The 23,052-nt window shown below is 39.6% G+C and carries 20 protein-coding genes; 17 read left to right on the forward strand and 3 right to left on the reverse strand.

The genetic code is table 11. The features are described from left to right. Nucleotides 1-62: 62 nt before the first annotated feature. Nucleotides 63-866, reverse strand: a complete 804-nt coding sequence (locus CP357_RS06145) for a tyrosine-protein phosphatase (RefSeq protein WP_025005585.1) — start codon at nucleotides 864-866, stop codon at nucleotides 63-65. 151 nt (nucleotides 867-1,017) lie between these two features. On the opposite strand from CP357_RS06145, the gene CP357_RS06150 reads away from it, so the two are divergent. The 5 genes from CP357_RS06150 (at nucleotide 1,018) to phnE (CP357_RS06170) (ending at nucleotide 5,188) form a co-directional block, all read left to right on the forward strand. Then, entirely contained in the window at nucleotides 1,018-1,509 is a 492-nt protein-coding gene (locus CP357_RS06150; RefSeq protein WP_025005584.1) for a universal stress protein, read from the forward strand. Between the two features lie 336 nt (nucleotides 1,510-1,845). Beyond that, a complete protein-coding gene (locus CP357_RS06155; RefSeq protein ID WP_098036824.1) occupies nucleotides 1,846-2,781 on the forward strand; it encodes a phosphate/phosphite/phosphonate ABC transporter substrate-binding protein in 936 nt (311 codons plus the stop codon). Between the two features lie 30 nt (nucleotides 2,782-2,811). Beyond that, entirely contained in the window at nucleotides 2,812-3,585 is a 774-nt protein-coding gene (gene phnC / locus CP357_RS06160) for a phosphonate ABC transporter ATP-binding protein (RefSeq protein WP_025005582.1), read from the forward strand. Next, nucleotides 3,585-4,376, forward strand: a complete 792-nt coding sequence (gene phnE, locus CP357_RS06165) for a phosphonate ABC transporter, permease protein PhnE (RefSeq protein WP_005721698.1) — start codon at nucleotides 3,585-3,587, stop codon at nucleotides 4,374-4,376. Before phnC ends, phnE (CP357_RS06165) begins: the two co-directional genes overlap by 1 nt. Then, the gene (phnE, locus tag CP357_RS06170; RefSeq protein WP_025005580.1) at nucleotides 4,376-5,188 is read left to right on the forward strand and encodes a phosphonate ABC transporter, permease protein PhnE; all 813 of its coding nucleotides are present in this window, start codon (nucleotides 4,376-4,378) and stop codon (nucleotides 5,186-5,188) included. Before phnE (CP357_RS06165) ends, phnE (CP357_RS06170) begins: the two co-directional genes overlap by 1 nt. A gap of 46 nt (nucleotides 5,189-5,234) precedes the next feature. On the opposite strand, the gene CP357_RS06175 is transcribed toward phnE (CP357_RS06170), so the two are convergent. Further along, nucleotides 5,235-5,807: a DNA-3-methyladenine glycosylase I gene (locus CP357_RS06175; RefSeq protein WP_025005579.1), complete on the reverse strand. Its 573-nt coding sequence runs from the start codon at nucleotides 5,805-5,807 to the stop codon at nucleotides 5,235-5,237. A 154-nt stretch (nucleotides 5,808-5,961) separates the two neighbouring features. Here CP357_RS06175 and CP357_RS06180 point away from each other — a divergent pair, with 154 nt between their 5' ends. From CP357_RS06180 to CP357_RS06235, 12 genes are all read left to right on the forward strand, one after another. Then, a complete protein-coding gene (locus tag CP357_RS06180; RefSeq protein ID WP_098036825.1) occupies nucleotides 5,962-6,447 on the forward strand; it encodes a hypothetical protein in 486 nt (161 codons plus the stop codon). 52 nt (nucleotides 6,448-6,499) lie between these two features. Next, nucleotides 6,500-7,897 (forward strand): serine/threonine protein phosphatase, encoded by a 1,398-nt coding sequence (locus tag CP357_RS06185; protein ID WP_098036826.1) that lies wholly within the window; start codon nucleotides 6,500-6,502, stop codon nucleotides 7,895-7,897. Nucleotides 7,898-8,038: 141 nt separating this feature from the next. Further along, nucleotides 8,039-9,988, forward strand: a complete 1,950-nt coding sequence (gene asnB, locus CP357_RS06190; protein WP_098036827.1) for an asparagine synthase (glutamine-hydrolyzing) — start codon at nucleotides 8,039-8,041, stop codon at nucleotides 9,986-9,988. 21 nt (nucleotides 9,989-10,009) lie between these two features. Next, nucleotides 10,010-11,278 (forward strand): carboxylate--amine ligase, encoded by a 1,269-nt coding sequence (locus CP357_RS06195; RefSeq protein ID WP_098036828.1) that lies wholly within the window; start codon nucleotides 10,010-10,012, stop codon nucleotides 11,276-11,278. A 105-nt stretch (nucleotides 11,279-11,383) separates the two neighbouring features. Further along, nucleotides 11,384-11,827 (forward strand): SLAP domain-containing protein, encoded by a 444-nt coding sequence (locus CP357_RS06200; RefSeq protein WP_098036829.1) that lies wholly within the window; start codon nucleotides 11,384-11,386, stop codon nucleotides 11,825-11,827. A gap of 94 nt (nucleotides 11,828-11,921) precedes the next feature. Next, nucleotides 11,922-12,065, forward strand: coding sequence for an LPXTG cell wall anchor domain-containing protein (locus CP357_RS06205; protein ID WP_158227259.1), 144 nt, complete (start codon nucleotides 11,922-11,924; stop codon nucleotides 12,063-12,065). Nucleotides 12,066-12,246: 181 nt separating this feature from the next. Beyond that, nucleotides 12,247-14,442, forward strand: coding sequence for an anaerobic ribonucleoside-triphosphate reductase (gene nrdD, locus CP357_RS06210; protein WP_098036831.1), 2,196 nt, complete (start codon nucleotides 12,247-12,249; stop codon nucleotides 14,440-14,442). After that, entirely contained in the window at nucleotides 14,426-15,139 is a 714-nt protein-coding gene (gene nrdG / locus CP357_RS06215) for an anaerobic ribonucleoside-triphosphate reductase activating protein (RefSeq protein WP_013641398.1), read from the forward strand. Before nrdD ends, nrdG begins: the two co-directional genes overlap by 17 nt. A 70-nt stretch (nucleotides 15,140-15,209) precedes the next feature. Beyond that, nucleotides 15,210-15,791: an iron-sulfur cluster assembly protein gene (locus tag CP357_RS06220; RefSeq protein WP_098036832.1), complete on the forward strand. Its 582-nt coding sequence runs from the start codon at nucleotides 15,210-15,212 to the stop codon at nucleotides 15,789-15,791. Then, nucleotides 15,791-16,999, forward strand: a complete 1,209-nt coding sequence (locus CP357_RS06225) for a DUF438 domain-containing protein (protein WP_098036833.1) — start codon at nucleotides 15,791-15,793, stop codon at nucleotides 16,997-16,999. The genes CP357_RS06220 and CP357_RS06225 overlap by 1 nt, the downstream gene beginning before the upstream one ends. 98 nt (nucleotides 17,000-17,097) lie before the next feature. Further along, the gene (locus CP357_RS06230; protein ID WP_098036834.1) at nucleotides 17,098-18,315 is read left to right on the forward strand and encodes an MFS transporter; all 1,218 of its coding nucleotides are present in this window, start codon (nucleotides 17,098-17,100) and stop codon (nucleotides 18,313-18,315) included. Between the two features lie 84 nt (nucleotides 18,316-18,399). Beyond that, nucleotides 18,400-20,352 carry a M13 family metallopeptidase gene (locus CP357_RS06235; RefSeq protein ID WP_098036835.1) on the forward strand — a complete coding sequence of 651 codons (1,953 nt, stop codon included), beginning with the start codon at nucleotides 18,400-18,402 and terminating at the stop codon, nucleotides 20,350-20,352. A gap of 490 nt (nucleotides 20,353-20,842) precedes the next feature. Here the strand turns inward: CP357_RS06235 and CP357_RS06240 are convergent, their stop codons facing one another. Then, nucleotides 20,843-22,861 (reverse strand): KUP/HAK/KT family potassium transporter, encoded by a 2,019-nt coding sequence (locus CP357_RS06240; RefSeq protein ID WP_098036836.1) that lies wholly within the window; start codon nucleotides 22,859-22,861, stop codon nucleotides 20,843-20,845. Between the last annotated feature and the right edge of the window lie 191 nt (nucleotides 22,862-23,052).

Genomic DNA, 23,052 nt, shown 5'->3' on the forward strand with positions numbered 1-23,052 from the left:
GAAGAATTTCATCGTTCTTTTTTCATGGCCTAGGATTTAGTTTTTTCCCAGACACTTCTTTTTTAGTCTTCAAGGTAAATTTCACGTAATTTCATAATGTCTGCGCTAGAGAGCTTCATAACATCACGTAAATAGTTATTGATACTGCCGTATTTGTCATTCAATACCTTAATGGCATGATCAAGATATTCAGGACGGACACTTTGAATGTCTCGAATTGATTGAAGAACGTTTTCGTTACGACCGTTTTGACGTGCATGTTCAACCATGCTGTCAACGAAGTCCTTGGTAGTAATGTTAGTTAAAAGGTAATCTTTTTTGATAGTGCTAAACGGTACACCCAAAGCACTTAAAATTAGCATTGCACCAAAGCCGGTTCTGTCTTTACCAGCAGTACAGTGGAAGATGACGCTTTCGTTTTCGCCATCATTTTTGAGCAAGACTTCAAAAAGTTTACGATATGCATTTTGAGCAGATTCACTTTCGATCATGTCTTCATAAGCATAGTGCATGTGATCAAAACCGAAGTCAGCATCGTTAGCGGCTTGCTTATTCAAATCGTTTAGACTCTTAGATGAATTGGTTAAGTCTTCGCTAAAGACGGGATCATAAATGTATTCAACACCGTCTGGAACGCGATCAGGTTGATTATCCACTTCTTCTTTACTTCTAAAGTCAACGTCATATTTTACGCCGTAATCAGTTAAGAACTGCTTGTCAAATGGTGATAGATCAGCCAAATTACCAGTTCTAAGAAGTTTATGCATCTTGATTTTTTTGCCAGATAAAGTTTCATAACCTCCAAGTTCACGGAAGTTGCGGCCACTGGTTACACCGATTAATTGATTAATTAATTTTTGGGTCAAAAAAATGCTCCTTTCTGTAATTAAATGTTGTCATGCATATTATTTTAGCAACAAATATGAGCCTAAACAATTATTTAGAAAAGTAATAGCTTACAAAATTATGTTAAAATAAACATTAAGAATAAAGCAATCGGATAGGAGATGAAGAAAAGTGGCAACAGATAAAGAAAGTATTTTAGTTCCAGTTGATGGTTCGGAATCAGCAGAAAGAGCTTTTGATAAGGCTGTTCGAGTTGGTTTACGTGATGGTGCTCACGTTGATGTATTGAACGTTATCGATACTCGTCAATTTATGGGTGAAATGCAAGACACTTTGATTTCTGGCGATACTATTTACCAAATGACTCAAGACTCTGAAGAATATTTGAAGAGTTTGAAGAAATGGGCTCATGATAACTTTAACTTTGATGATGTAGATTACCATATTCGTTATGGTAGTCCTAAGCGTATTATTTCTTACGACTTCATCAAAGACCACCATAATGACTTAATCGTTATGGGTGCAACAGGTCTTAATGCAGTTGAAAGAATGTTGATGGGTTCAGTTACTGAATACGTTAACCAACATGCTTTAGCTGATGTATTGATTGTTAAGACTGATATGGCTAACAACCCAGTTAAACCAACAATGAAGAAGAACTAATTAAATAGTGTTAATAGCTAGATGAACATAAATTCATCTAGCTATTTTTTAATGAAAAGTTTCCTAAAAAGGCTTGATAGAACCCGAATATTTTTGGTATTATTTTAACAAATGAACGTAGAGCTGCTGAAGGGAGTGGATGAGTTTTGCTTAAGGATGTAAATAAATTTATTGTTATCGGCAAGTCTTCCGCTTTTGGAGACGTTTTTTCTGTTCGTTTTACTAATATCTGTGCTATTAATCAGGCTTAATTATTGATCGTTTTTGTCGCCCCGTAATTAAGTCTTTTTTTATGGCGTTGTTTGTTTTATCACTATTTTGTTCATGGAGGACAATATGAAAAGATTTAGAAGAATCTTGGTAGCAGTAGTTGCATTACTTGTTGCGGTAGTTGCAACTGCATGTTCAAGCAAGAGTAGTAGTTCATCTAACAAAGAAAACTACACTCCAAAGTCATTAACTATTCAATTTGTACCAAGTCAAGCTGCAACTAAGTTGCAAGCCCGTGCAAAGCCTCTTGAAAAGATGCTTTCAAAGAGATTGGGTATCCCAGTTCACGTTTCTATGTCAACTGACTACAACACCGTTGTGGAAGCTATGAAATCAAAGAAAGTTGATGTAGGTTTCCTTCCACCAGATGGTTATGTTTTAGCTCACAAGCAAGGCGCAGCTGATTTGCTTTTGCAAGCTGAACGTTACGGTGTTAAGCAACCAGGTGGTAAAGCAACTAACCAATTAGTAAAGAGCTATCGTGCAGAAATCCTTGTTAAGAAGGGTTCAAAGATCAAGAACTGGAAAGACTTAAAGGGTAAGTCAATTTCAGTTCAAAACCCAACTTCATCAGCTGGATACGTATTCCCAGTTGCTGAACTTAAGCAAAAGGGTTTGGACGTAACTAAGAGTTGTAAGTTAGTTACTGTTACTGGTCACGACCAAGCTGTTTTGAACGTATTAAACGGCGATACTGATGCAGCCTTCGTCTTTGAAGATGCACGTAACATCGTTAAGAAGGACAACCCAAAGATCATGAGTCAAGTTGTTCCAATTTACTTTACTAAGCCAATTCCTAACGACACTATCTCAGTAATTCCAAGTATGTCTAAGTCATTCCGTAAGAAGCTTGCTAAGGCATTCATCGCTGTAGGTAATTCAAAGGAAGGTAAGAAAGTTATCGAAAGCGTATATAGCCACGAAGGTTACGCATACGCAAAAGATAGTGACTTCAACGTTATCCGTAAATACGACAAGATCGTTGAATCAACTAAGAAATAATAAATTTAATTAAGGGAGTTTGACGATTAAATGGCAGATAAGCCAATGATCCAATTAAAAGATGTTTCCAAGATCTACGACAATGGTACTGTAGGTTTAAAGGACATCAACTTAACTATTAATAAAGGTGAATTCGTAGTAGTTGTTGGTTTGTCTGGCGCTGGTAAGTCAACTTTGCTACGTTCAATCAATCGTTTGCATGATATTACTTCAGGCGATATTTTGATTGACGGCAAATCAATTACAAGTGCTAAAGGCAAGAATTTGCGTAAATTACGTCGCGATATCGGAATGATTTTCCAGAACTTTAACTTGGTTAAGCGTTCTAGTGTTTTGCGCAATGTTTTGGTAGGCCGCGTAGCTTACTACCCAACTTGGAAGACTACTTTTAACTTATTCGATAAAGAAGATAAACAAAAGGCTTATGAAGCTTTACAACAAGTTGATTTGGCCGATAAAGTTTATGCACGTGCTGACGAGTTATCAGGTGGTCAACAACAACGTGTAGCTATTGCACGTGTGCTTATGCAAAATCCAAAGATCATCTTGGCTGATGAACCAACTGCATCACTTGATCCACAGACTTCAGTGAGAGTCATGAATGACTTGAAGATGCTTAATGAAAAATACGGCATGACCGTAGTTGCTAACTTGCACAGTATCGAACTTGCACAACAATTTGGTGAAAGAGTAATCGGTATCCGTGCTGGTCAAGTAGTTTACGATGGCAAGATGAAAGATACTCCTAAGTCTGTCTTCACTAATATTTACAATGGTGGTAACGGCAGCGAGGAGGATGAATAATGCCTGAACAAGTAAATCAATTGCCTAAGCGTAAGTTCAAAGTAATGAACTTGGTTTGGACAATCATCATGATTGCAGGACTATTTATTTCAATCAATGTTACTAACACGCACATTAGTGTCTTGTTTGAAAACTGGAACCAATTTGCTGACATCTTTATTCAAATGTCTCATCCAGATTGGAGCTACTTGAACGTTGTTTGGCCTAAGTTGATTGAAACCATCAAGATGGCTGTCTTGGGTACGGTAATTGGATCTGTTGTCGCATTTATCTACTCATTATTGATTGCCCGTAATATTGTTAAGAATAAGGCTGTAACTGGCATTCTTCGTGTGATCATGAACATTGTCAGAACCATTCCTGACTTGCTTCTTGGTGCGATCTTCGTAGCTATCGTAGGTATCGGTCCAGTTGCTGGTATCTTGGCTTTAGCAGTCTTCACCTTTGGTGTGGTTGTTAAGTTGTTCTACGAAGCAATCGAAACAATTGATCCAGGTCCAATTGAAGCTTTGACTGCCGTAGGTGCAAACAAATTGCAAATTATCCATTACGCAGTTATGCCACAAATTATCACTTACTTCATTTCATATGTTCTATATGCATTTGAAATCAACGTCAGAGCATCAACAGTCCTTGGTTATATCGGTGCCGGTGGTATTGGTTTGAACTTGCAACAAACTTTGCAGGTCTTCAATTACGCTCAAACTGGTACGATCATCATCGTTATTATCGTGGTTGTTGTCTTGATCGACTACGTTTCATCTAAGTCACGGGAGGCGTTAATGAAATAATGGATACTACAATGAAAAAATTACCCGCTAAACCCGTTGACCGTAAGAAACAAGTTGCACATTGGCTAATTGCAATTGCCACTATCGTAATTATTGTTTGGTCATGTACTGGTATTAACTTCGGTGGTATTAAAGCCACTGCTGGTCAAATTGCCGGTGCAATCTTCTCAGGTATTTTCCATCCTGACTGGAGCTATGTTTACAATGGCTCAGGTGAAGACTTGATCTCACAATTGTGGCAAACCATTTGTATCGCTTTCTTAGGTACATTCATTTCCGCAATTATTTCATTGCCATTTGCCTTCTGGGCAGCCCACACCAAGCACAAGCATTGGTACACTTCAAGAATCGGTAAAATTGTTTTGGCAATTATCCGTTCATTCCCTGAAATTGTTCTTGCTTTGATGTTCATCAAGGCCGTGGGTCCTGGTTCTGCAGCCGGTGTTTTGGCATTAGGTTTCCACTCAGTTGGTATGCTTGCCAAGTTGTTCTCAGAAGCTATTGAAAACTTGGAAGAAGGGCCAAACGAAGCTGTTATTGCAGCCGGAGGTTCTAAGTTCCACGTAATCATGTTTTCAACTATGCCTAACTTGATGCCAGCTTTAATTTCTAACACCTTGTATCGTTTTGATGTTTCAATTCGTTCCGCATCTATCCTTGGTTTGGTAGGTGCCGGTGGTATCGGTTATCCATTGATCATTGCTTTGCAATACCGTCAATGGGATCGTGTAGGTATTATTTTGCTGGGAATTATCATTATGGTTGTCATTATTGACTGGATTTCTGGTTGGATCAGAAAGAAGTTAGTTTAATTTTTAATTCCTATGAAAAAGAGAAGACAAACGTCTTCTCTTTTTTTCATCCATTATTTTTGAAGTAACAATCTTCAAGATGGTCATTAATTAAGCCAATTCCTTGGAGGTAAGAATAGATAATTACAGGACCTACGAAAAAGAAACCATCTTTTTTCATTTGCTTGGCAATCTGCTTTGCAATGTCGTTAGTGGTAGGAACTTCGGCAATGGTATCGGGATGATGCACAATTGGTGAAGGGATAAAACTTTGCAAATATTTGGCGAAACTGCCATATTCTTGCTTAACTACTAGGATCGCCTTAGCATTTTTGATTGCGGCATTGATTTTGATGTGATTACGGATGATGCCTTTGTCCTGCATCAGCAGGCCTACGTCATAATCGGTCATTTGAGCAACTTTTTCTACATCGAATTCCTTAAAAGCTTTTCTGAAGTTCTCGCGTTTGTGCAAAATTGTGGACCAACTGAGCCCTGATTGAAAAAGTTCAAGTACCAGCATTTCATATAAATATTGATCATCTAAATTTAATTTGCCCCATTCATGATCATGGTAGTTTCTCACTGTTTCGTCTTTTACATCGCCCCAAGGGCAGCGTAATATTCTAGTTTCATTCATGAAATTTTCTCCTTTAAAATAATATTTTTACTCTCTAATATTTATTACGCAAAAAAAGTGGATTTTTTTCTAAGAAATTTTATTTTTAAGTTTGAAATGCAGGCTTTAATCCCTTTTTTTGCTATAATTAGGGGTGAATTTTGAGGAGGATCATATGGAAAAATTAGATACCATGATGTTGGCTGATGATTTAGCCTTATCACAAGACAAGATTTTGAATGGTGAACAAGACTTTGACGCTGAAGCTGTCTATAAAGTAATTGATAACTCGGGCGTTTTGAATAATCCTATTAAAGATTACTTTTATATGACCGAAGAAGAATACTACGAAGCAGAAAGCGATCATAAATTAACTTTGATCAAAATGGCTGATAAGTTAACTGATTTACATGACCGTATCTTAACTAACCACGTTGATGGTTATGTTGATAAGGATGAAATTAATTTAACTTACAACCACGAAAATCCATATGAAGATGATTTGTATGATCCAGCCACTGATTATCGAGTTATCGTTTACAGTTTAAAGGTTATTGGCGCAGTTCAAGCAATCGCTGCCAAGGATTTACAAGAAGTATTGTCTAAAGATGCTGTTTTGTCAGTAGGACTTGCTGCTTATGCTTTAGCACACAACGCATAAATTATTTGAGTCGGGTCGCGAGAGCCGGCTTTTTTTGTCTTTGGGGCGAAAAATGAAGCTATTGAAACATACTAAAGGAATAGTTGATAAGATCGTAGGAGCAAGAAAGCGTTCAGCCATGGATAAAGATGGCGAGTTACTAGATCCTATGCAAAAATATACCACTATTGGTGAATATCATGTTGATGCAGAAGATGGTACACCAGATGGTAAGAAATTTGTGCTAACCGTTTATCAAGATAAAGATGGTGTTTTGCATCAAGGCTTAAGCTCAGAAAGTACCACAGAACTTGCACCAGAGTATGTACGTAAATATAGTGAAAAACTAGATCGTTTCCGTGATTTTCATGATACAAAAACGGGTCGTCGTTATGTAGTTGAAAATTATTTGGATGATTTTACTAGTGAAGTTAAAAAGCATATTCGCAAAGGCAAAAACTCAGTTAATATCGGCGTTATCACTGATACGCACTTTAAAGATAAGGATAGTGTCGATTTTTACGGTTGGAATGGCTTGCAGCACGTGCAAGAATTTTCTTATCTTGATCAATCTGGTTTGCTTAACATGAAGGCTCACTTAGGCGATTGGATCGATGGTTCTGATGCGGGTCTGCTTGGTGAAGGCGAGCTGATCAAGTTAAACAATTCGTTTAAGTCGGATACGCTTCCTTATTTGAATATTAAGGGTAATCACGATGAAAACGATAAGTTTGATGAACACCACGATCTAAAAGCATCGTTCCCGGAAAACGAGTTTGAAAACATCATGTGGCCCGACATGTATCGACAAAAGAATATCCATTACGTTTCACGTCAACATGGTGTTGCTTACTTTGATTTCAATGATATTCGTGTAATCTCCGTCAATACTTCAGATTTGCCTTATATTTTGAATAATAAGGGACAAAAGAAATACGATGCCAAAATCACTTTGGCTGTGCGTGAAGATCAAATTGAAGAAATCATCGAAATTTTGACCAGATCATCGAATAAGAAGATTATCTTTATGAGTCATGCCAATCCAATCAACCGCAAGGGTAGCAACGCCCTCAAATATAACGGTAGATCCTTGCATGAATTGCTCGTTGCCTTTAACCAAAGAGAAAAAGGCCGCATGCATGCTAGCGACGGCGAGCCAGCAGAATTCCGTTTGTCCAATGACTTCAACTTCACTCATGTAAAGAACGCTCGCATCATTGCTTATTTCTGCGGCCACCGTCACCGCGAAGATCAATACAGAATCAATGGTATCCAATACATTCTGTTTAACTGCTCGGCTTTAATGGGGCCAAAACATTCTTTGACCACAAAATTCAATAAAAATTTGAAACGCCAAATTGACCATAATAACGAAGCAGCTGGCTATATCGTTAACGTCGACTTGAAACGTCACCGTATTCAAGTCTTTGGCTATGGTGCTGCTTCAAGACGGCGGGTATATTTTATTTAGTTTAGGTAAAGAAAAGTAAACCTATTTGGCTATTACAAGTGTTTAGCTTATAATAAAAAAGTTAAAGTAAAAAAATTATAAGTGTAAGTATATTTATATATAGATAAAGTAGAGAGAAATTAGCTTAGGGGAAGTTGAAATATGTGCGGAATTGTCGCATTTTATGATCCAAAAATAAACGAAAAACAAGCCGTTATTGGTAAGATGATGGCTACTATCAAGCACCGTGGACCTAATTCCGACGGTTATTACACTAATGATGAGGTTGCCCTTGGTTTCAGAAGATTGTCAATTATCGATCTTCGTGGAGGAGCTCAACCTATTTATAATGAAGATAAAACTAGAGCAATTATCTTTAATGGTGAAATTTACAACTTTAAACCATTAAGAGAACAATTAATTAAAGCAGGCCACACTTTCACTACCAAGGCCGATACTGAAGTATTGCTTCACGGTTATGAAGAGTGGGGCATGGATGGCCTTCTTAAGAAGGTACGTGGTATGTTTGCCTTCCTTATTTGGGATGACAACAACAAGACCCTTTATGGTGCACGTGACTTCTTTGGTATTAAGCCAATGTACTACAGCAACCAAGATGGCCACTTACTTGTAGGTTCAGAACTTAAGAGTTTCTTGGAATATCCAAAGTTCAAGCGTGAATTGAACGTTGAAGCTGTTAAGCCATACCTCATGAACCAATACAACGACCTTGAAGAAACCTTCTTTAAAGGCGTTTACAGATTTCCAGCAGGTCACTGGTTCGAATACAAAGATGGTGAAATGAAGACCCACCAATACTGGGATGCGGAATACAAGGAAAATAGTTTAAGCTTTGAAGAAACTTTGAAGCGTATCAACGATGACTTGAAGGAAACCGTCGATTTGTACAGAATTGCTGACGTTAAGGTGGGTGCATTCTTGTCAGAAGGTATTGACTCTTCATACTTGACTACTTTGCTTAACCCAGACGATGTTTTCTCAGTAAGTTTTGATGACTCAACTTACGATGAAGCTTCAAAGGCTAAGGCATTAGCTGACATCAACCACTGGAAGTTCTACAGTGACAAGGTTGATGCCGACGAAGCTATGCGTGATTTTCCAGAAATGCAATACCACATGGATGAACCAGATGCCAACCCATCAATCATCCCACTTTGGTACTTGTGTAAGTTAGCTCGTAAGCACGTTACTGTTGCACTTTCTGGTGAAGGTGCCGACGAATTGTTTGCTGGCTACGTTAACTACGGGATGCACACTCATAACGATATCATTAAGATCTTCACTAGCGAACTTAAGAAACTTCCTAAGAAGAAGCAAATTAAGTTGGCCCACAAGATTAAGAAGATGCCTAATTTCCCAGGTAAAGTTCACATGTACACCAACTTGGCTGAACCAAGTGAATTCTACGTTGGTCAATCAGTAATTTACGATATGGATTACCCAACTATCTTTACCTCAAAGGATGCCAACAGCATTTTGCAACCAACTTACCGCAATAAGTTGACTGTTAACGGCATTTACCAAAAGGACTTCAAGAAGGTTAAGGGCATCGATAACGTTAAGCAAATGCAATACATCGATTTGCACCACTTCATGATTAACGATATTGAACAAAAGGCCGATAAGATTTCAATGGCTCACTCACTTGAAGTTCGTGTTCCATATCTTGATAAGAAGATCGCAGAATTAGCTAACTCAATCCCAACCAAGTACTTGGTTAACCGTCATGATACCAAGTACGCACTTCGTAAGGCTTCAGAGAAGGTATTGCCTGATGAATGGGCTAAGCGTCCAAAGCTTGGTTTCCCAACACCAATCAAGCAATGGCTTAAGGAACCACGTTTCTACAAGCAAGTACGTAGCTTGTTCGAAGAAGAATTTGTTAACGACATTTTCGATCAAAAGAAGATTATCAAGCTTCTTGATGATAACTACAAGGGCGATGGTTCACACAGAAGACAAATCTGGGCCATCTACACCTTCCTTGTTTGGTACAAGTTGTTCTTCGTAGATTACGAAAACACTGTTAAGAAGTACCAACATGTTCAACCTGAAGTTGCTAATTTGATTAAGCAAGGTAAGTTACTTTAATTTAGGGGATTATTGAGGATAATGACTAAGAAATTTACACCAATTTTACTTGGTAGTGACATTAACGTTTATGGTATGGCTCGTTCATTTAACGAGGCTTACGGTATTAAGGTTAAGGCAATGGCTGATGCACAACTTGCCGCAACCCGTTATTCAAAGATTGTTGACGTAGAACTTCACCATGGTTTTAGCGCAGATCCAACTTTCATGGATGTTATGCGTAAAAAGATGGAAATCTACAAGGACCATAAGGAACCTGTAATTTTGATTGCTTGTGGTGATGGTTATGCAGAACTTCTTTCAAAGCATAAGGAAGAATTGAGCAAGGTATTTATCGTACCTTACATCGATTACGACTTGCTTGAAAAGTTGATTTCAAAGGAAGGCTTCTACGAAGTAGCTGAAGAATATGGTTTGCCATATCCTAAGACTAAGATCATCACTATGGATGATTACAAGTCAGGCAAGTACACTGATGTGCCATTCCAATTCCCAGTAGAACTTAAGCCAGAAGACCCAGTTTCATGGCTTAACTGCCAATTCGAAGGTCGTAAGAAGACTTTCACTATTCATGATGAAAATGAATTCAAGGATATCGTAGGCAAGATCTACACCCACGGTTATACTGAAGACCTTATTTTACAAGACTTCATTCCTGGTGATGACTCAAACATGAGAACCTTGAATGCATACGTTGACAAAAACCACCAAGTTAAGATGATGTGCTTAGGTCACCCATTATTGGAAGACCCAACCCCACAATCAATTGGTAACTACATGACTATCTTGCCAGCATACGATGAAAAGTTGTACGAACAAGTTCAAGCCTTCCTTGAAAAGTTGAACTACACTGGTATGGCTAACTTTGATATCAAGTACGATACTCGTGACGGTCAATACAAGTTCTTCGAAATCAACTTGCGTCAAGGTCGTTCAAGCTTCTACGTAACTTTGAACGGTTACAACTTGGCTAAGTGGTACATTGACGACTACGTTGAAGACAGCTTGAAGGATAAGGACACTGTATACGGCAACAAGTTGAAGTCTAAGCACGTTTTATGGATGGGTGTACCAGTTAAGATCTTTAAGGAATACGCCTTTGAAAACGATGCTAAGGACACTGCAGAAGAATTAATTCACAAAGGCCGTTATGGCACTACTGTCTTCTACGACAAGGACCGTAACTTTAAGCGTTGGCTTTTGATGAAATACATGTTCCACAACTACTACGCTCGTTACAAGAAGTACTACGAAGTAAATAAGGGTCAATACTTCAAGAAAAATAAGTAATTGAATATATTTCAGAAAGTTTGGAAGCTATTTCCAAACTTTTTTTATTACTCATATCTTTGGAATAATGAGTTGGTGATATAATTACAGTGAATTTTTTCAAGGATGAAAATTAAAAAGTTAGGTATTGTTGCTGTGACAGGTATTATGGGGATTTCTGTTGCGGCTCCAGCTGCTACTACCGTTCAAGCTAGCCCATATTCAGATGCATTCTGGGGTTCTTTCAACGGTTATTTAGTCGGTAGAGCAGTTGACGAAGGTATTCAAGAAGGTACGCGTGCATACCACAAGTACAAGCATGATAAGAAAGTTTACGACTACAAGGCTAACCACGCTACTTTCCATATCAAGCACAAGGCATACATCTACAATAAATATGGTCGTCGTTTGGGCAAGAAGTACTTCTTAACTAATGATGGTAGAAATTACAACACGCCAAAGCGTACTTATACTTACCGCGGCGTTAAATACTACAAGTCAGGTTACTGGAAAGGACAACCTGTCTACGTAAGAGTTAAGGATACAGCTTTTACTCACGTGGCTGATTAATTAGAAAACTAAGAGTTTGGTGGAAATTTTCTACCAAACTTTTTTGATGTTCTGATATGTTTAATTATGAAATAGGGAAAGAGGGATGTTCAAAATGAAGAAGAATTTTGGAAAATTTGTCGGTGTGTTGGCATTGCCACAAACTGGTGCTAAAGAATCTACCGATATCTTAGGATCCCTACCCGCTGGTTTAGGATTGTTCGGATTTGGCGTAGATCGTAAGCGTAAAAATAACTAAAAATATTTCAAAAAATACCAAAAAGTTGGGAGAAATTTCTCTCAACTTTTTTTCTTGCTCAAAAATGTTTTAATGACAGCAATTTGCTAAATACAAGGTGTAGATGTCTCTATATGTATAGAATACAATATATTGTGTTCTATGGTAAGATTGATTCATAGATTTAGAGGGGTTGATCTTTATGTTAAAGCAAGAACTGGAACAGAAATTAAATACACCGACAATGTTTGTTAAGCGTGATGGCGCTAAATATCCGTTCGAATTGTTTAAATTGGAGATGGTTATTCACGCTCTTGGCTTGGACGATGTTAAGACAGTAATTTTAAGCAAGATTATGGATAAGCTTGATGATGACACTGTAACAGCACAAGATGTTGCGGATGCATTTAGACAAAGCTTGAATGAACTTGGCTATATTGAAGCTGCCAAAAAGTATGTTGCTTATCGCAAGCATGACGTTGCCGAATGGGAAAAACAAATTGATACTAAAAACCGTTTGGAACGCTTAGTCCATAAAGACCCAACCATCGTTAACGAAAACGCAAATAAAGATAGTGATGTCTTCAGCACTCAACGTGATTTGACTGCAGGTACAGTAGGTAAGACCGTTGGTCTGACTATGATGCATGAACACATCGCTAAAGCACACCTTCGCGGTGACATTCACTGGCACGACTTGGATTACACTCCACTTTCACCGATGTCTAACTGCTGCTTGATCGACTTCAAAGAAATGCTTACCAACGGCTTCAAGATTGGTAATGCCTACATGGAAAGTCCTAACTCAATCGGCGTTGCTACCAGCCAAGTTGTCCAAATCATCACTAACGTAGCTTCAAGTCAATACGGTGGTTGTTCGTTCGACCGTGCCGATGAAGTTTTAGCTCCTTTTGCTCAAAAGAACTACGAAAAGCACTTAAAGGATGCTAAAGAATTAATTGACGATGAAGAAAAAGCAGATGCTTTTGCTAAGAAGCGTACTAAGAAAGACATCTACGACGCTATGCAAAGCCTGGAATACGAGATCAACACTATGTTCTCAAGCCAAGGTCAAACACCATTTACTAGCTTGGGCTTCGGCCTTGGTACTTCTTGGATTGAAAAAGAAATCCAAAAAGATATTTTAAGAATCAGAATTGCTGGTTTGGGTAAAGAACACAGAACCGCGATCTTCCCTAAATTACTCTTCACCCTTAAGAAGGGGCTCAACTTGCACCCAGGTGATCCTAACTACGATGTTAAGAAGCTTGCCATCGAATGTTCAACCAAGAGAATGTACCCAGACGTTTTGAGCTACGACAAGATTAAAGAAATCACCGGCTCATTCAAGTGTCCGATGGGTTGTCGTTCATTCTTACAAGGTTGGAAGGACAAGAACGGCAAGGAAGTTAACTCAGGCAGAATGAACTTAGGTGTTGTTACTGTTAACTTGCCAAGAATCGCTATGGAAAGTCACGGCGACATGGATCTTTTCTGGAAGATCTTCAAAGTTAGAATGCAAACCTGCCACGAAGCATTGCAATTCAAGGCTCACCGCGTAACCGAAGCTAAGCCAGTCAACGCACCAATCCTTTACCAATACGGTGCATTTGGCAAGCGTCTTTCAGAAGATGGCAACGTTAACGACCTCTTCAAGAACGGCCGTGCCACTGTTTCCTTGGGCTACATCGGCCTTTACGAAGTAGGTACTGTCTTCTACGGTTCCGATTGGGAACACAACAAGGAAGCTCACGACTTCACTGTTGAGATCGTTAAGAAGATGCATGACTTATGTGCTAAGTGGGAAAAGGACGATCCTAACCACTACCACTACAGCTTGTACTCAACTCCAAGTGAAAGTTTGACCGACCGCTTCTGCAGACTTGATACTGCTAAGTTCGGCAAGGTTAAGGACATCACTGACAAGGAATACTACACTAACTCATTCCACTACGATGTTAGAAAGCACCCAACTCCATTTGAAAAGTTGAGTTTCGAAATGGATTATCCAAAATACGCTGCTGGTGGTTTCATCCACTACTGCGAATACCCTAACTTGAAGCAAAACCCAGCAGCTCTTGAAGCCGTTTGGGACTGGGCTTACGACAAGGTAGGCTACCTTGGTACCAACACTCCAATCGACAAGTGCTACAAGTGTGGTTTTGCCGGTGAATTCAAGGCTACTGCTAAAGGCTTCCAATGCCCAGTCTGCGGCAACCACGATCCACGTACCTGTGACTGTGTAAAGAGAACCTGCGGCTACCTTGGTAATCCTTTGAAGAGACCTATGGTTCACGGTCGTCATGAAGAAATTGCTCACAGAGTAAAGCACATGACCATGGGCTTAGTACGCGAAGAAGCTGAAGAGGAAACTAAAGAAAATGCCAAAGAAAGATAAAAACGATCAAGAAGGCCCTGACATTCGAAGCAGTTTGATCAAGGTTAATATTGATGGTGATACGGTATTTGTTGACTCAAATCAATATAAGCCTCAAGTTGATCACGCTAAGAAGTTGCTTAAGCAAAAGGCGATGCCTAAGAATCCTAAGCCACAAGAATGGAAGAGTGAAGAGCATAGTTTGCACAAGATTGCGGACTATAAGCCGTTCAACTTCGTTGATGGTGAAGGTGTAAGATGTAGTCTTTACGTTTCTGGATGTTTGTTTGACTGTCCGGGATGCTACAACTTGGCAGCGCAGAACTTCAACTATGGTCAGCCTTATACGCAAGACCTTGAAGACCAGATCATCAAAGATATGTCTCAGCCTTATGTGCAAGGTTTGACCCTTTTAGGCGGTGAACCATTCTTGAACACTTGGGTTTGCTTGAAAATTATTAACCGAGTTAGAAAAGAATTCGGTCATACCAAAGACATCTGGTCTTGGTCAGGCTACACTTGGGATGAATTGCAAAAGGAAACTCCTGATAAAAAAGAAATGCTGTCGAAGATCGATATCTTGGTTGATGGACGATTCCTTGAAGCAAAGAAAGATTTGACCTTGCAATTCAGAGGTTCAAGCAACCAACGAATTATCGATGTGCCTAAGTCATTGAAGGCTGGCAAAGTCGTTATTTGGGATAAATTGCAAAGATAGATAATAGATAAAAACAAGGGGTAATTGTAAAATTAGATTTACAGTTACCCTTATTTTGTGGAGAAAAACGATGAAAGAAGAAAAAATAGAGTTAGTTGATCAAATTATGACCGCCTTGCAAAAGGTTATCGATCCTGAATTGCAGGTTGATATTGTTAACTTAGGTTTGATCTATGGCATCGATATTGAAGGAAGCAAGGCAACCGTAAGAATGACTTTGACGATCAGTGGTTGTCCATTGTCTACTTATTTGCAAGACCACATTAAACAGGCTGTGTTGACCGTGGACGGCATTGATTTATGCCAGGTGCAATTAGTCTGGTATCCTGTTTGGTCGCCTGAGAGGATGACTGAAGCCGCTAAGAAGCAGCTGGGGATGCTTGATGATCAAAGTGAAAAAGACGAGATTGAAAAGACAGAAGAAAAACAAAAGATCATCGACTTTTCTGTGCCAATTAAAAAGCTGGCTGATGAATATCCTGATTTTATCCAGATTATGTATGACTGTGGTTTTACCAGAATTAAGATTCCAGGCTTGCTCAGCACAGTAGGTAGAGTAATGACGATTCCGCTTGGTGCACAAGCAATGAAGATCGATTTAAACAAGATTAAACAGGCTTTTGAAGAAAAGGGTTACAAGGTGATTGAATAATGGCGAATTTAAGTAAAGAAAGACAAGAGGCGCTGCTCAAGATCTTGCATTATATCCAAGCTGGCGGCGATTTTGCGACAGCGAAGAAGATGTTTCAGGAGGCGTTCGATAAGGTCGACGTATCTGAAATTACGGCAGCAGAGCGGGAATTAATCGCACAAGGTTTGGATCCACGCAAGATTCAATATTTGTGTAACGTTCACGCTGATGTGTTTAGGGGCAATATCAAAGAGAACAAGGAAAATCCCGATTTTTCCATACCAGGTCATCCGGTGAACACAATCAAGCAGGAAAACGTGGTTATCAAGTCGCTGGTCAATGACTTTTTATTGCCTAACTTGAAAAAGTGGGAAGATAACAAATCTGATGAAACCTTAGATAAAATCAAACAAGCATTGTCTGATTTAGCTACGATTGATAAGCACTATGCTAGAAAAGAAACATCACTGTTTCCACTAATGACCAAATATGGCATCACTGCTCCGCCACAAGTAATGTGGGGCGTGGATGACAAGATTAGACGTTTAATTGAACAAGCAAATGAGATTGCTAATACTGATCCAATTGATGCAGAAAAATTGGATAAGGCGATCAAGGAAACTAGTCACGAAGTGCTTGAGATGATCTTCAAGGAAGAAGACATCATGATTCCGATGATCGATGAAGTCGCAAATCAAGAAGACTGGGAAAACGTCAAACAAGAAGAAAAGCAAATCGGCTATACCTTGATTAATCCACCGATGAACTGGAAGCCAAAAAAGGAACCAAAGGCTGCCGGCCCAATTTCGTTTGATAATCTTTCCAGCTTGTTCATTAACTTCAAGGAAGGATCATTGAATCTAAAACAACTGTCCGCAATTTTAGACATGTTGCCATTTGCTTTAACTTTCGTCGATGCTAACGACAAGGTAGCTTACTTCGGCGGCGGTGCGAATATTTTCCCTCATTCTAAAAACGCGATCGGCAACTCCGTCTTCTCCTGCCACACACCGGCCAGCAAGCCAATCATCGAGAAGATCTTCAAGGAATTTCATGAAGGTAAGAAGAACGAGATCTCATATTGGTTTACGCCAAGAAAGATGGGTAGAAAGCTCTATTTGCGTTACTACGCCGTCCATGATGACGATGATCAGTATCTGGGATGCCTCGAGGTGGCGCAAGATATCACCGACATTGAAAAATTGACGGGACAAAAGAAAACAGAATAAGTTAAATAGTTTACGAACAGTGTCAGCTTGGCACTGTTCTTTTTTTGTACTTCTTGATAAGCTAGACAATGGACAAAAAGAACATTAGGGAGGCAAATATGAAAAATGCACATGGAAAAATTAAAACTGATGAAATTAAGTTAATTTGGCTGATCGTAGGTGAATTAGCTACTTGGATCGGTGCTAGTTTCATTTGGCCATTAACTTCTGTTTACTTAAACAAACAGCTGCACATCAGTCTGTCAATCATTGGTGTGGTCCTGTTCTGTAACTGTGCCGGCAACATCCTCGGCTCAATTATTTCAGGACGTCTTTATGATAAATACAATCCGTACCCATTGATGCTCTGGGGCTTAGGTCTAGATGCTGCAGTCTTATTTTTGATGGCCGCATTTCATGGCTGGCCAGAATATTGGGTCTGGCTGACTTTGACCGGCTTCTTGGGCGGCTGGAACGGAACCTTGATCAACTCCGTTGCCACTAGTTTAAAAAAATATCCGGGCCGCTACGTCTTCAACGTTTTGTACTTCTCACAAAACTTGGGTGTGGTAACCGGTACTTTGATCGTAGGATACCTCTACGACTTATCAATTACGCTTCTATTCGTGATTGCGGCACTGCTCTTTTTAATTGCCTTCATCAATGCGATCTTCAACTACAGGCCAATTATTGCCTTCCACAAGGAGAGAATGGCCAAGCATAAGAAGGGCGAAAAGTACAAGGCAGAACCAATGCCAAAGCGCAATTTCATTATGACGATGGTCTTCTTCGCCACCTTGGGCGTAACTTGGCTGATGTACATGAACTGGGAATCCAACTTGTCCGTTTACATGGTTTCACTTGGAATTCCATTCCACTTGTACAGCTTGCTTTGGACCCTTAATGCCGGAATTATCGTCATCATGCAAGGTATTTTGGCTCGTTTTCCTAATATTTTTAAAAATCTATTCCATCAGATCATCTTTGGGATCTGCATGTTCTCACTATCGTTTATCACATTAGTTTTTGCCAAAGACTTCGCGCACTTCGCTTTATCAATGTTCATCTTGACCTTGGGTGAATCAACCGCGTTCCCAGCTATTCCTGCTTACGTCAACGACTTGTCACCACTCACCAGTAAAGGCAAGTACCAAGGTGCCAACATGGTGGCTTCCGGGATCGGGCGTGCGTTTGGACCGCTCTTTGGTGGTTTAATCATCGACCATGCTGGTTATATTCCATTCTTCTGGGTAGCCGCTATCGTGATCGCCTTGATGATCGTAGTCATGATTCCAACTTACATGAGAGTGCACAAAGAATTAACTATTTATAAATAAGTAAAAAGCATACAAAATTAAATTAAAATGATATAATTAGCTTGATTTAATTTTTTAGACACCAAAAAAGGGGGATTTTCCTGAATGAATAATAAAATGGCTGTTCGCGGCGGTGCCGGCGACATCCTCGAACCAAAAGTAGGTACTCGTCCACAAGATAATTTATACTTAGCAGTTAACTCTGAATGGCTTGAAAACGTCAAGATCCCATCAGACCGTTCAAGAATTGCTAGCTTCGACAACATTGACCTTGATGTTGAAAAGAAGTTGATGAAGGACTTCGCAGATTTTGCCGATGGTAAAAAAGAAGTTGCTGATGTGCCTAACTTGAAGAAGGCAGTTGAACTTTACAAGTTAGCGCGTGACTTTAAGCGTCGTGATGAAGATGGCGCTAAGCCTATCCAAGCTGATTTAGCCTTGCTTGAAGGTATTCGTGACTTTGCTGACTTCAACTTGAAGGTTCCAGACTTGTTCAAGGCGGCTTTTGCATTGCCATTCAGCTTCGACGTTGATGCCGATATGAAGAACACTAAGATCAATGTATTGCAATTCTTCGGTTCATCAATTTTCTTGCCAGATACAACTACTTATAAGACTGATGCGGCACAAAAATTGCTCGACGTTTTGAAGAAGCAATCAATTGAGCTTCTTAAGATGGCAGGTCTTTCAGCGGGTCAAGCTGAAGAATACGTTGACGATGCCATGAAGTTCGATGACAAGGTATCTAAGGTAGTTAAGTCATCTGAAGAATGGGCAGACTACCCAGCAATGTACAACCCAATGCCAATCTCAGACTTTGAAAAGAAGATTACTAACTTCAAGATGGACTACTTCTTGAAGGAAGCTTTGGGTGAAGTTCCAGACCGCGTAATCGTCGCAGAACCTCGCTACTTGGATCACTTCGATGAATTAATTAACGAGGACAACTTCGATGAAATCAAGGGTTGGATGATCGTTAAGTTCATCAATGGTGTTGCTAGCTACTTGTCCCAAGACTTCCGTGAAGCATCATTCCCATTTAGCCAAGCTTTGTCAGGTCAACCAGAACTTCAAAGCCAAGAAAAGCAAGCATACCACCTTGCTAACGGCATCTTTAGTGAAGTTGTTGGTGTTTACTACGGTAAGACTTACTTTGGCGAAGACGCTAAAAAAGACGTTTTATCAATGATTCACAAGATGCTTGATGTTTACGAAGAACGTATCAAGAACAATGACTGGCTTTCTGAAGAAACTAAGCACAAGGCAATCGTTAAGTTACGTGCCTTGATCTTGAAGATCGGTTATCCAGACAAGATTGAAGAAATCTACGATCGTTTGCACGTAACCCCAGCTAGCGAAGGTGGCAGCCTTTACTCAAACGCTAGAGCTGCTGAAATTGAACAAGTTAAGTACAACGTAGAGAAGCTGCACAAGCCAGTTGACCGTACTGTATGGCTCATGCCAGGTAACTTGGTTAACGCTTGTTACGACCCACAAAGAAACGACTTAACTTTCCCAGCCGCAATTTTGCAAGCACCATTCTACGACTTGAAGCAAGATCGTGCTGAAAACTTCGGTGGTATCGGTACTGTTATCGCCCACGAAGTTTCACACGCATTCGACAACAACGGTGCACAATTCGACGAATACGGCAACATGAAGAACTGGTGGACTGACGCTGACTATGCAGAATTCAAGAAGCGTACGCAAGCTGAAATCGACTTGTTCGACGGCATCAAGTATGGTCCTGTAACTTTGAACGGTAAGCAAATTGTTTCAGAAAACATCGCTGACCAAGGTGGTTTAACTGCTGCTGTTCAAGCTAACAAGGGTGAAAACGGCGATATGAAGAAGTTGTTTGAAAACTTTGCTCGTGTTTGGGCTAATAAGCAACTTACTGAGTCTATTAAGACGCAAGTTTCAGTTGACGTTCACGCACCTGGTCCAGAACGTGCTAACGTCCAATCACAATGCCAAGAAGAATTCTACAAGGCATTTGACGTTAAGGAAGGCGACGGTATGTGGCTTGATCCTAAAAAACGTGTTGTGATTTGGTAGTTTAGATAAAAATAAGCACGAGGTTCTTTTGATTTAGAACTTCGTGCTTTTATTTTGTCATGGTAAAATATTCGTAGAATAAGTGTTGTGATCTCATTGATCATGGATGCATGCAATGCAAGACGATAACTTGCAAGTGGCTCTGCCGTTGTGCAGAGCTTTTTTTATCATGTTATAATGGTACTTAATATGAAGAAATAATACACTATAACGTGTGTTGAGGGTCGACTAGCTATCGACTCGAAAGAATTGTGGGCGGTCGAAAGACCGCTTTTTTCTGTCGTTAGAAAATTGATACAACTATAATATTTACTCTTTATTAATATTAAAAAGCACAAATGTTAGCCATTTTACATTTTCAACACTATAATAGAGCTGATTGCAGTGCCGCTACTACGCTGCAGTCTTTATAACTTACTTACTACCCATATAATAAGTTTATTGCACTAAAAAGGCGCCCATCACGGGTGCCTTTTTGATTTGTCTATTATTATTTCTTAGCGTTGGAATAATCCTTAGGTTTAATCCGTTTAATGTAAGATGGATTTGGTTTACCTAAGATTAATGGTACACGTTCAATGACGGTATCTGCGTATTCCAAACCGAACCATGAAGCAGGGTTAGAAGACAAGTTTTGCAAACGAACACGAGCTTCGACTAACCATTTTTCATAACCAACTAATTGAGTTTGAGGACTGATGACATCGTTAACGATAACGAATGAGAAGTCACCAACATCACGTCCAGGAGTAGTAGTGTATTCCTGTGGTTGTGGTTCGATTGTGCCGTCAGCGATTAAATCGTGAACGATTTGACGAATGTAGACATTCACACTAGTTTGCTTCTTGAAACCTAAGTATAGCTGAATGTTAATTACGTTCTTAGTACCGTAGGTATTAACGGCATATTCAGCGGTAAATGGTTCGTTGGTTACATTAACGGTAACGAACCAGTAAGCCTTAGCACGCTTTGGACGTTTATCCAAAATAGAGTACAAGATTTCACGTTTAATAAACTTGTTGTACTTAACGTTAGCCATGTAAACCAAGTTAGTAGCGTAAGTTGGATAATCTTCGTCGTGACTTAAGTTGGTAAGCATATCGGTATATTCGTCTAAGCGAACGTAAGCATTACGTGATTCACGTTTATCACGAACCTTGTTACCGTAGTACCAAACATACATGATGAAGCCGATTACACCAGCAATGAAGAGTGATACGTAACCACCGTGGGTGAACTTGGTTAAACTTGAGATCATGAACATAATGTCAAGAACACCGAAGAAGATCAAGAAGATCCGGTTCCAAAGTGGGTTAATTTTCTTCAACACTAACCATTCATAAAGCAAGATGGTAGTTGCAAGCATTGAAATCGTGATGGAAAGACCATAGGCTGCTTCCATGTGAGCAGAAGTCTGGAAGTACAAAACGATTGCGATAGTAGCAACACAGATTCCTTTATTGATGGAAGGAATATAGATCTGACCTTTTTCTGTTGATGGATAATCGATATTCATTCTTGGCAAGAATTTAAGTCCACTGGCTTCAGCGACCAAAGTGAATGATCCAGTGATCAAAGCCTGTGAAGCAATAACAGCGGCAACAGTAGCCAAGATGATAGCAAACAATCTGATGTTGATTGGAATCATTTCATAGAATGGATTAAGCACGCCGCCGTCGGCAGGACGGAAAGTTGGGTTGTTCAAAATCCAAACACCTTGACCAAAGTAGTTGAGTGACAAGCAAACAAATACAAATGGCCATGAACCGATGATGTTCTTTTTACCAACGTGTCCTACATCAGAGTAAAGAGCTTCAGCACCAGTAGTAGCCAGGAAGATTGATCCTAAGATAAAGATTCCAGCTTTATTATAAGGGCTGAAGAGTAACTTAATGGCATAAACTGGGTTAATCGCTTGAATGATTGACCAATCGCCAGCCATGTTGATAACACCCATGACGCCTAAGAAGGTGAACCAGATAAACATGATAGGGCCGAACGCCTTACCAATGATACTGGTTCCCATCTTTTGAATAGAAAAGAGCAGCAGCAGGATAATTACGGTAATCATGATTACCATTTCCTGGGTAGAAACAGGAACGCTGCCACCAAATTGAAGACCTTTTAACCCTTCAATCGCGGTGGTGACAGTTACGGCTGGAGTTAACGTACCATCGGCTAAGATGGCAGCCCCACCGATCAAAGCAGGCAATACCAGCCACTTGGCTCTCTTTCTAACCAAAGTATACAGAGCAAAAATACCACCTTCACCATGGTTGGTTGCTTTTAGCGCAATCAAAACCGTTTGTAAGGTAGTTAGTAGTGTCACGGTCCAAAGAACCAAAGAAATGGAACCGATGATGAAATCGCGGTTAACATTTCCGATACCGCCATTGCCTTCGACAATAGACTTCATAACATAAAGTGGACTAGTACCGATATCGCCATAGACAATACCAATGGCGATCAGCAAGCCAGCCGCGCTCATACGTTTTGACTTAGTATTCATTTATATATCTCCCACAAATAAATTGTAGCTATTAATAAAAAAAGAAAATGCCACAATGACATTTTCCTTTTAATACATTCATTTTCGTCTATTTTAGTTCACATTGCAAGTAAAATAATTATGTTTTAATTTTGGGTTTAATGAAAAACGCCCGAAAATCCCCGTATTTTAATGCGGGGATGGATAGGGCC

Origin of the sequence: Lactobacillus sp. UMNPBX6, from assembly GCF_002553975.1 — a bacterium.
Taxonomy (GTDB): Bacteria; Bacillota; Bacilli; order Lactobacillales; family Lactobacillaceae; genus Lactobacillus; species Lactobacillus gallinarum.

Coding starts and splice junctions, on each gene's coding strand:
- CP357_RS06230 (WP_098036834.1), top strand. CDS start 17,098: ATGAAAAATGCACATGGAAAAATTAAAACTGATGAAATTAAGTTAATT.
- CP357_RS06205 (WP_158227259.1), top strand. CDS start 11,922: ATGAAGAAGAATTTTGGAAAATTTGTCGGTGTGTTGGCATTGCCACAA.
- CP357_RS06195 (WP_098036828.1), top strand. CDS start 10,010: ATGACTAAGAAATTTACACCAATTTTACTTGGTAGTGACATTAACGTT.
- nrdD (WP_098036831.1), top strand. CDS start 12,247: ATGTTAAAGCAAGAACTGGAACAGAAATTAAATACACCGACAATGTTT.
- CP357_RS06235 (WP_098036835.1), top strand. CDS start 18,400: ATGAATAATAAAATGGCTGTTCGCGGCGGTGCCGGCGACATCCTCGAA.
- phnE (WP_025005580.1), top strand. CDS start 4,376: ATGGATACTACAATGAAAAAATTACCCGCTAAACCCGTTGACCGTAAG.
- CP357_RS06175 (WP_025005579.1), bottom strand. CDS start 5,807: ATGAATGAAACTAGAATATTACGCTGCCCTTGGGGCGATGTAAAAGAC.
- CP357_RS06200 (WP_098036829.1), top strand. CDS start 11,384: ATGAAAATTAAAAAGTTAGGTATTGTTGCTGTGACAGGTATTATGGGG.
- CP357_RS06185 (WP_098036826.1), top strand. CDS start 6,500: ATGAAGCTATTGAAACATACTAAAGGAATAGTTGATAAGATCGTAGGA.
- asnB (WP_098036827.1), top strand. CDS start 8,039: ATGTGCGGAATTGTCGCATTTTATGATCCAAAAATAAACGAAAAACAA.
- CP357_RS06155 (WP_098036824.1), top strand. CDS start 1,846: ATGAAAAGATTTAGAAGAATCTTGGTAGCAGTAGTTGCATTACTTGTT.
- CP357_RS06225 (WP_098036833.1), top strand. CDS start 15,791: ATGGCGAATTTAAGTAAAGAAAGACAAGAGGCGCTGCTCAAGATCTTG.
- phnE (WP_005721698.1), top strand. CDS start 3,585: ATGCCTGAACAAGTAAATCAATTGCCTAAGCGTAAGTTCAAAGTAATG.
- CP357_RS06180 (WP_098036825.1), top strand. CDS start 5,962: ATGGAAAAATTAGATACCATGATGTTGGCTGATGATTTAGCCTTATCA.
- nrdG (WP_013641398.1), top strand. CDS start 14,426: ATGCCAAAGAAAGATAAAAACGATCAAGAAGGCCCTGACATTCGAAGC.
- CP357_RS06240 (WP_098036836.1), bottom strand. CDS start 22,861: ATGAATACTAAGTCAAAACGTATGAGCGCGGCTGGCTTGCTGATCGCC.
- CP357_RS06220 (WP_098036832.1), top strand. CDS start 15,210: ATGAAAGAAGAAAAAATAGAGTTAGTTGATCAAATTATGACCGCCTTG.
- phnC (WP_025005582.1), top strand. CDS start 2,812: ATGGCAGATAAGCCAATGATCCAATTAAAAGATGTTTCCAAGATCTAC.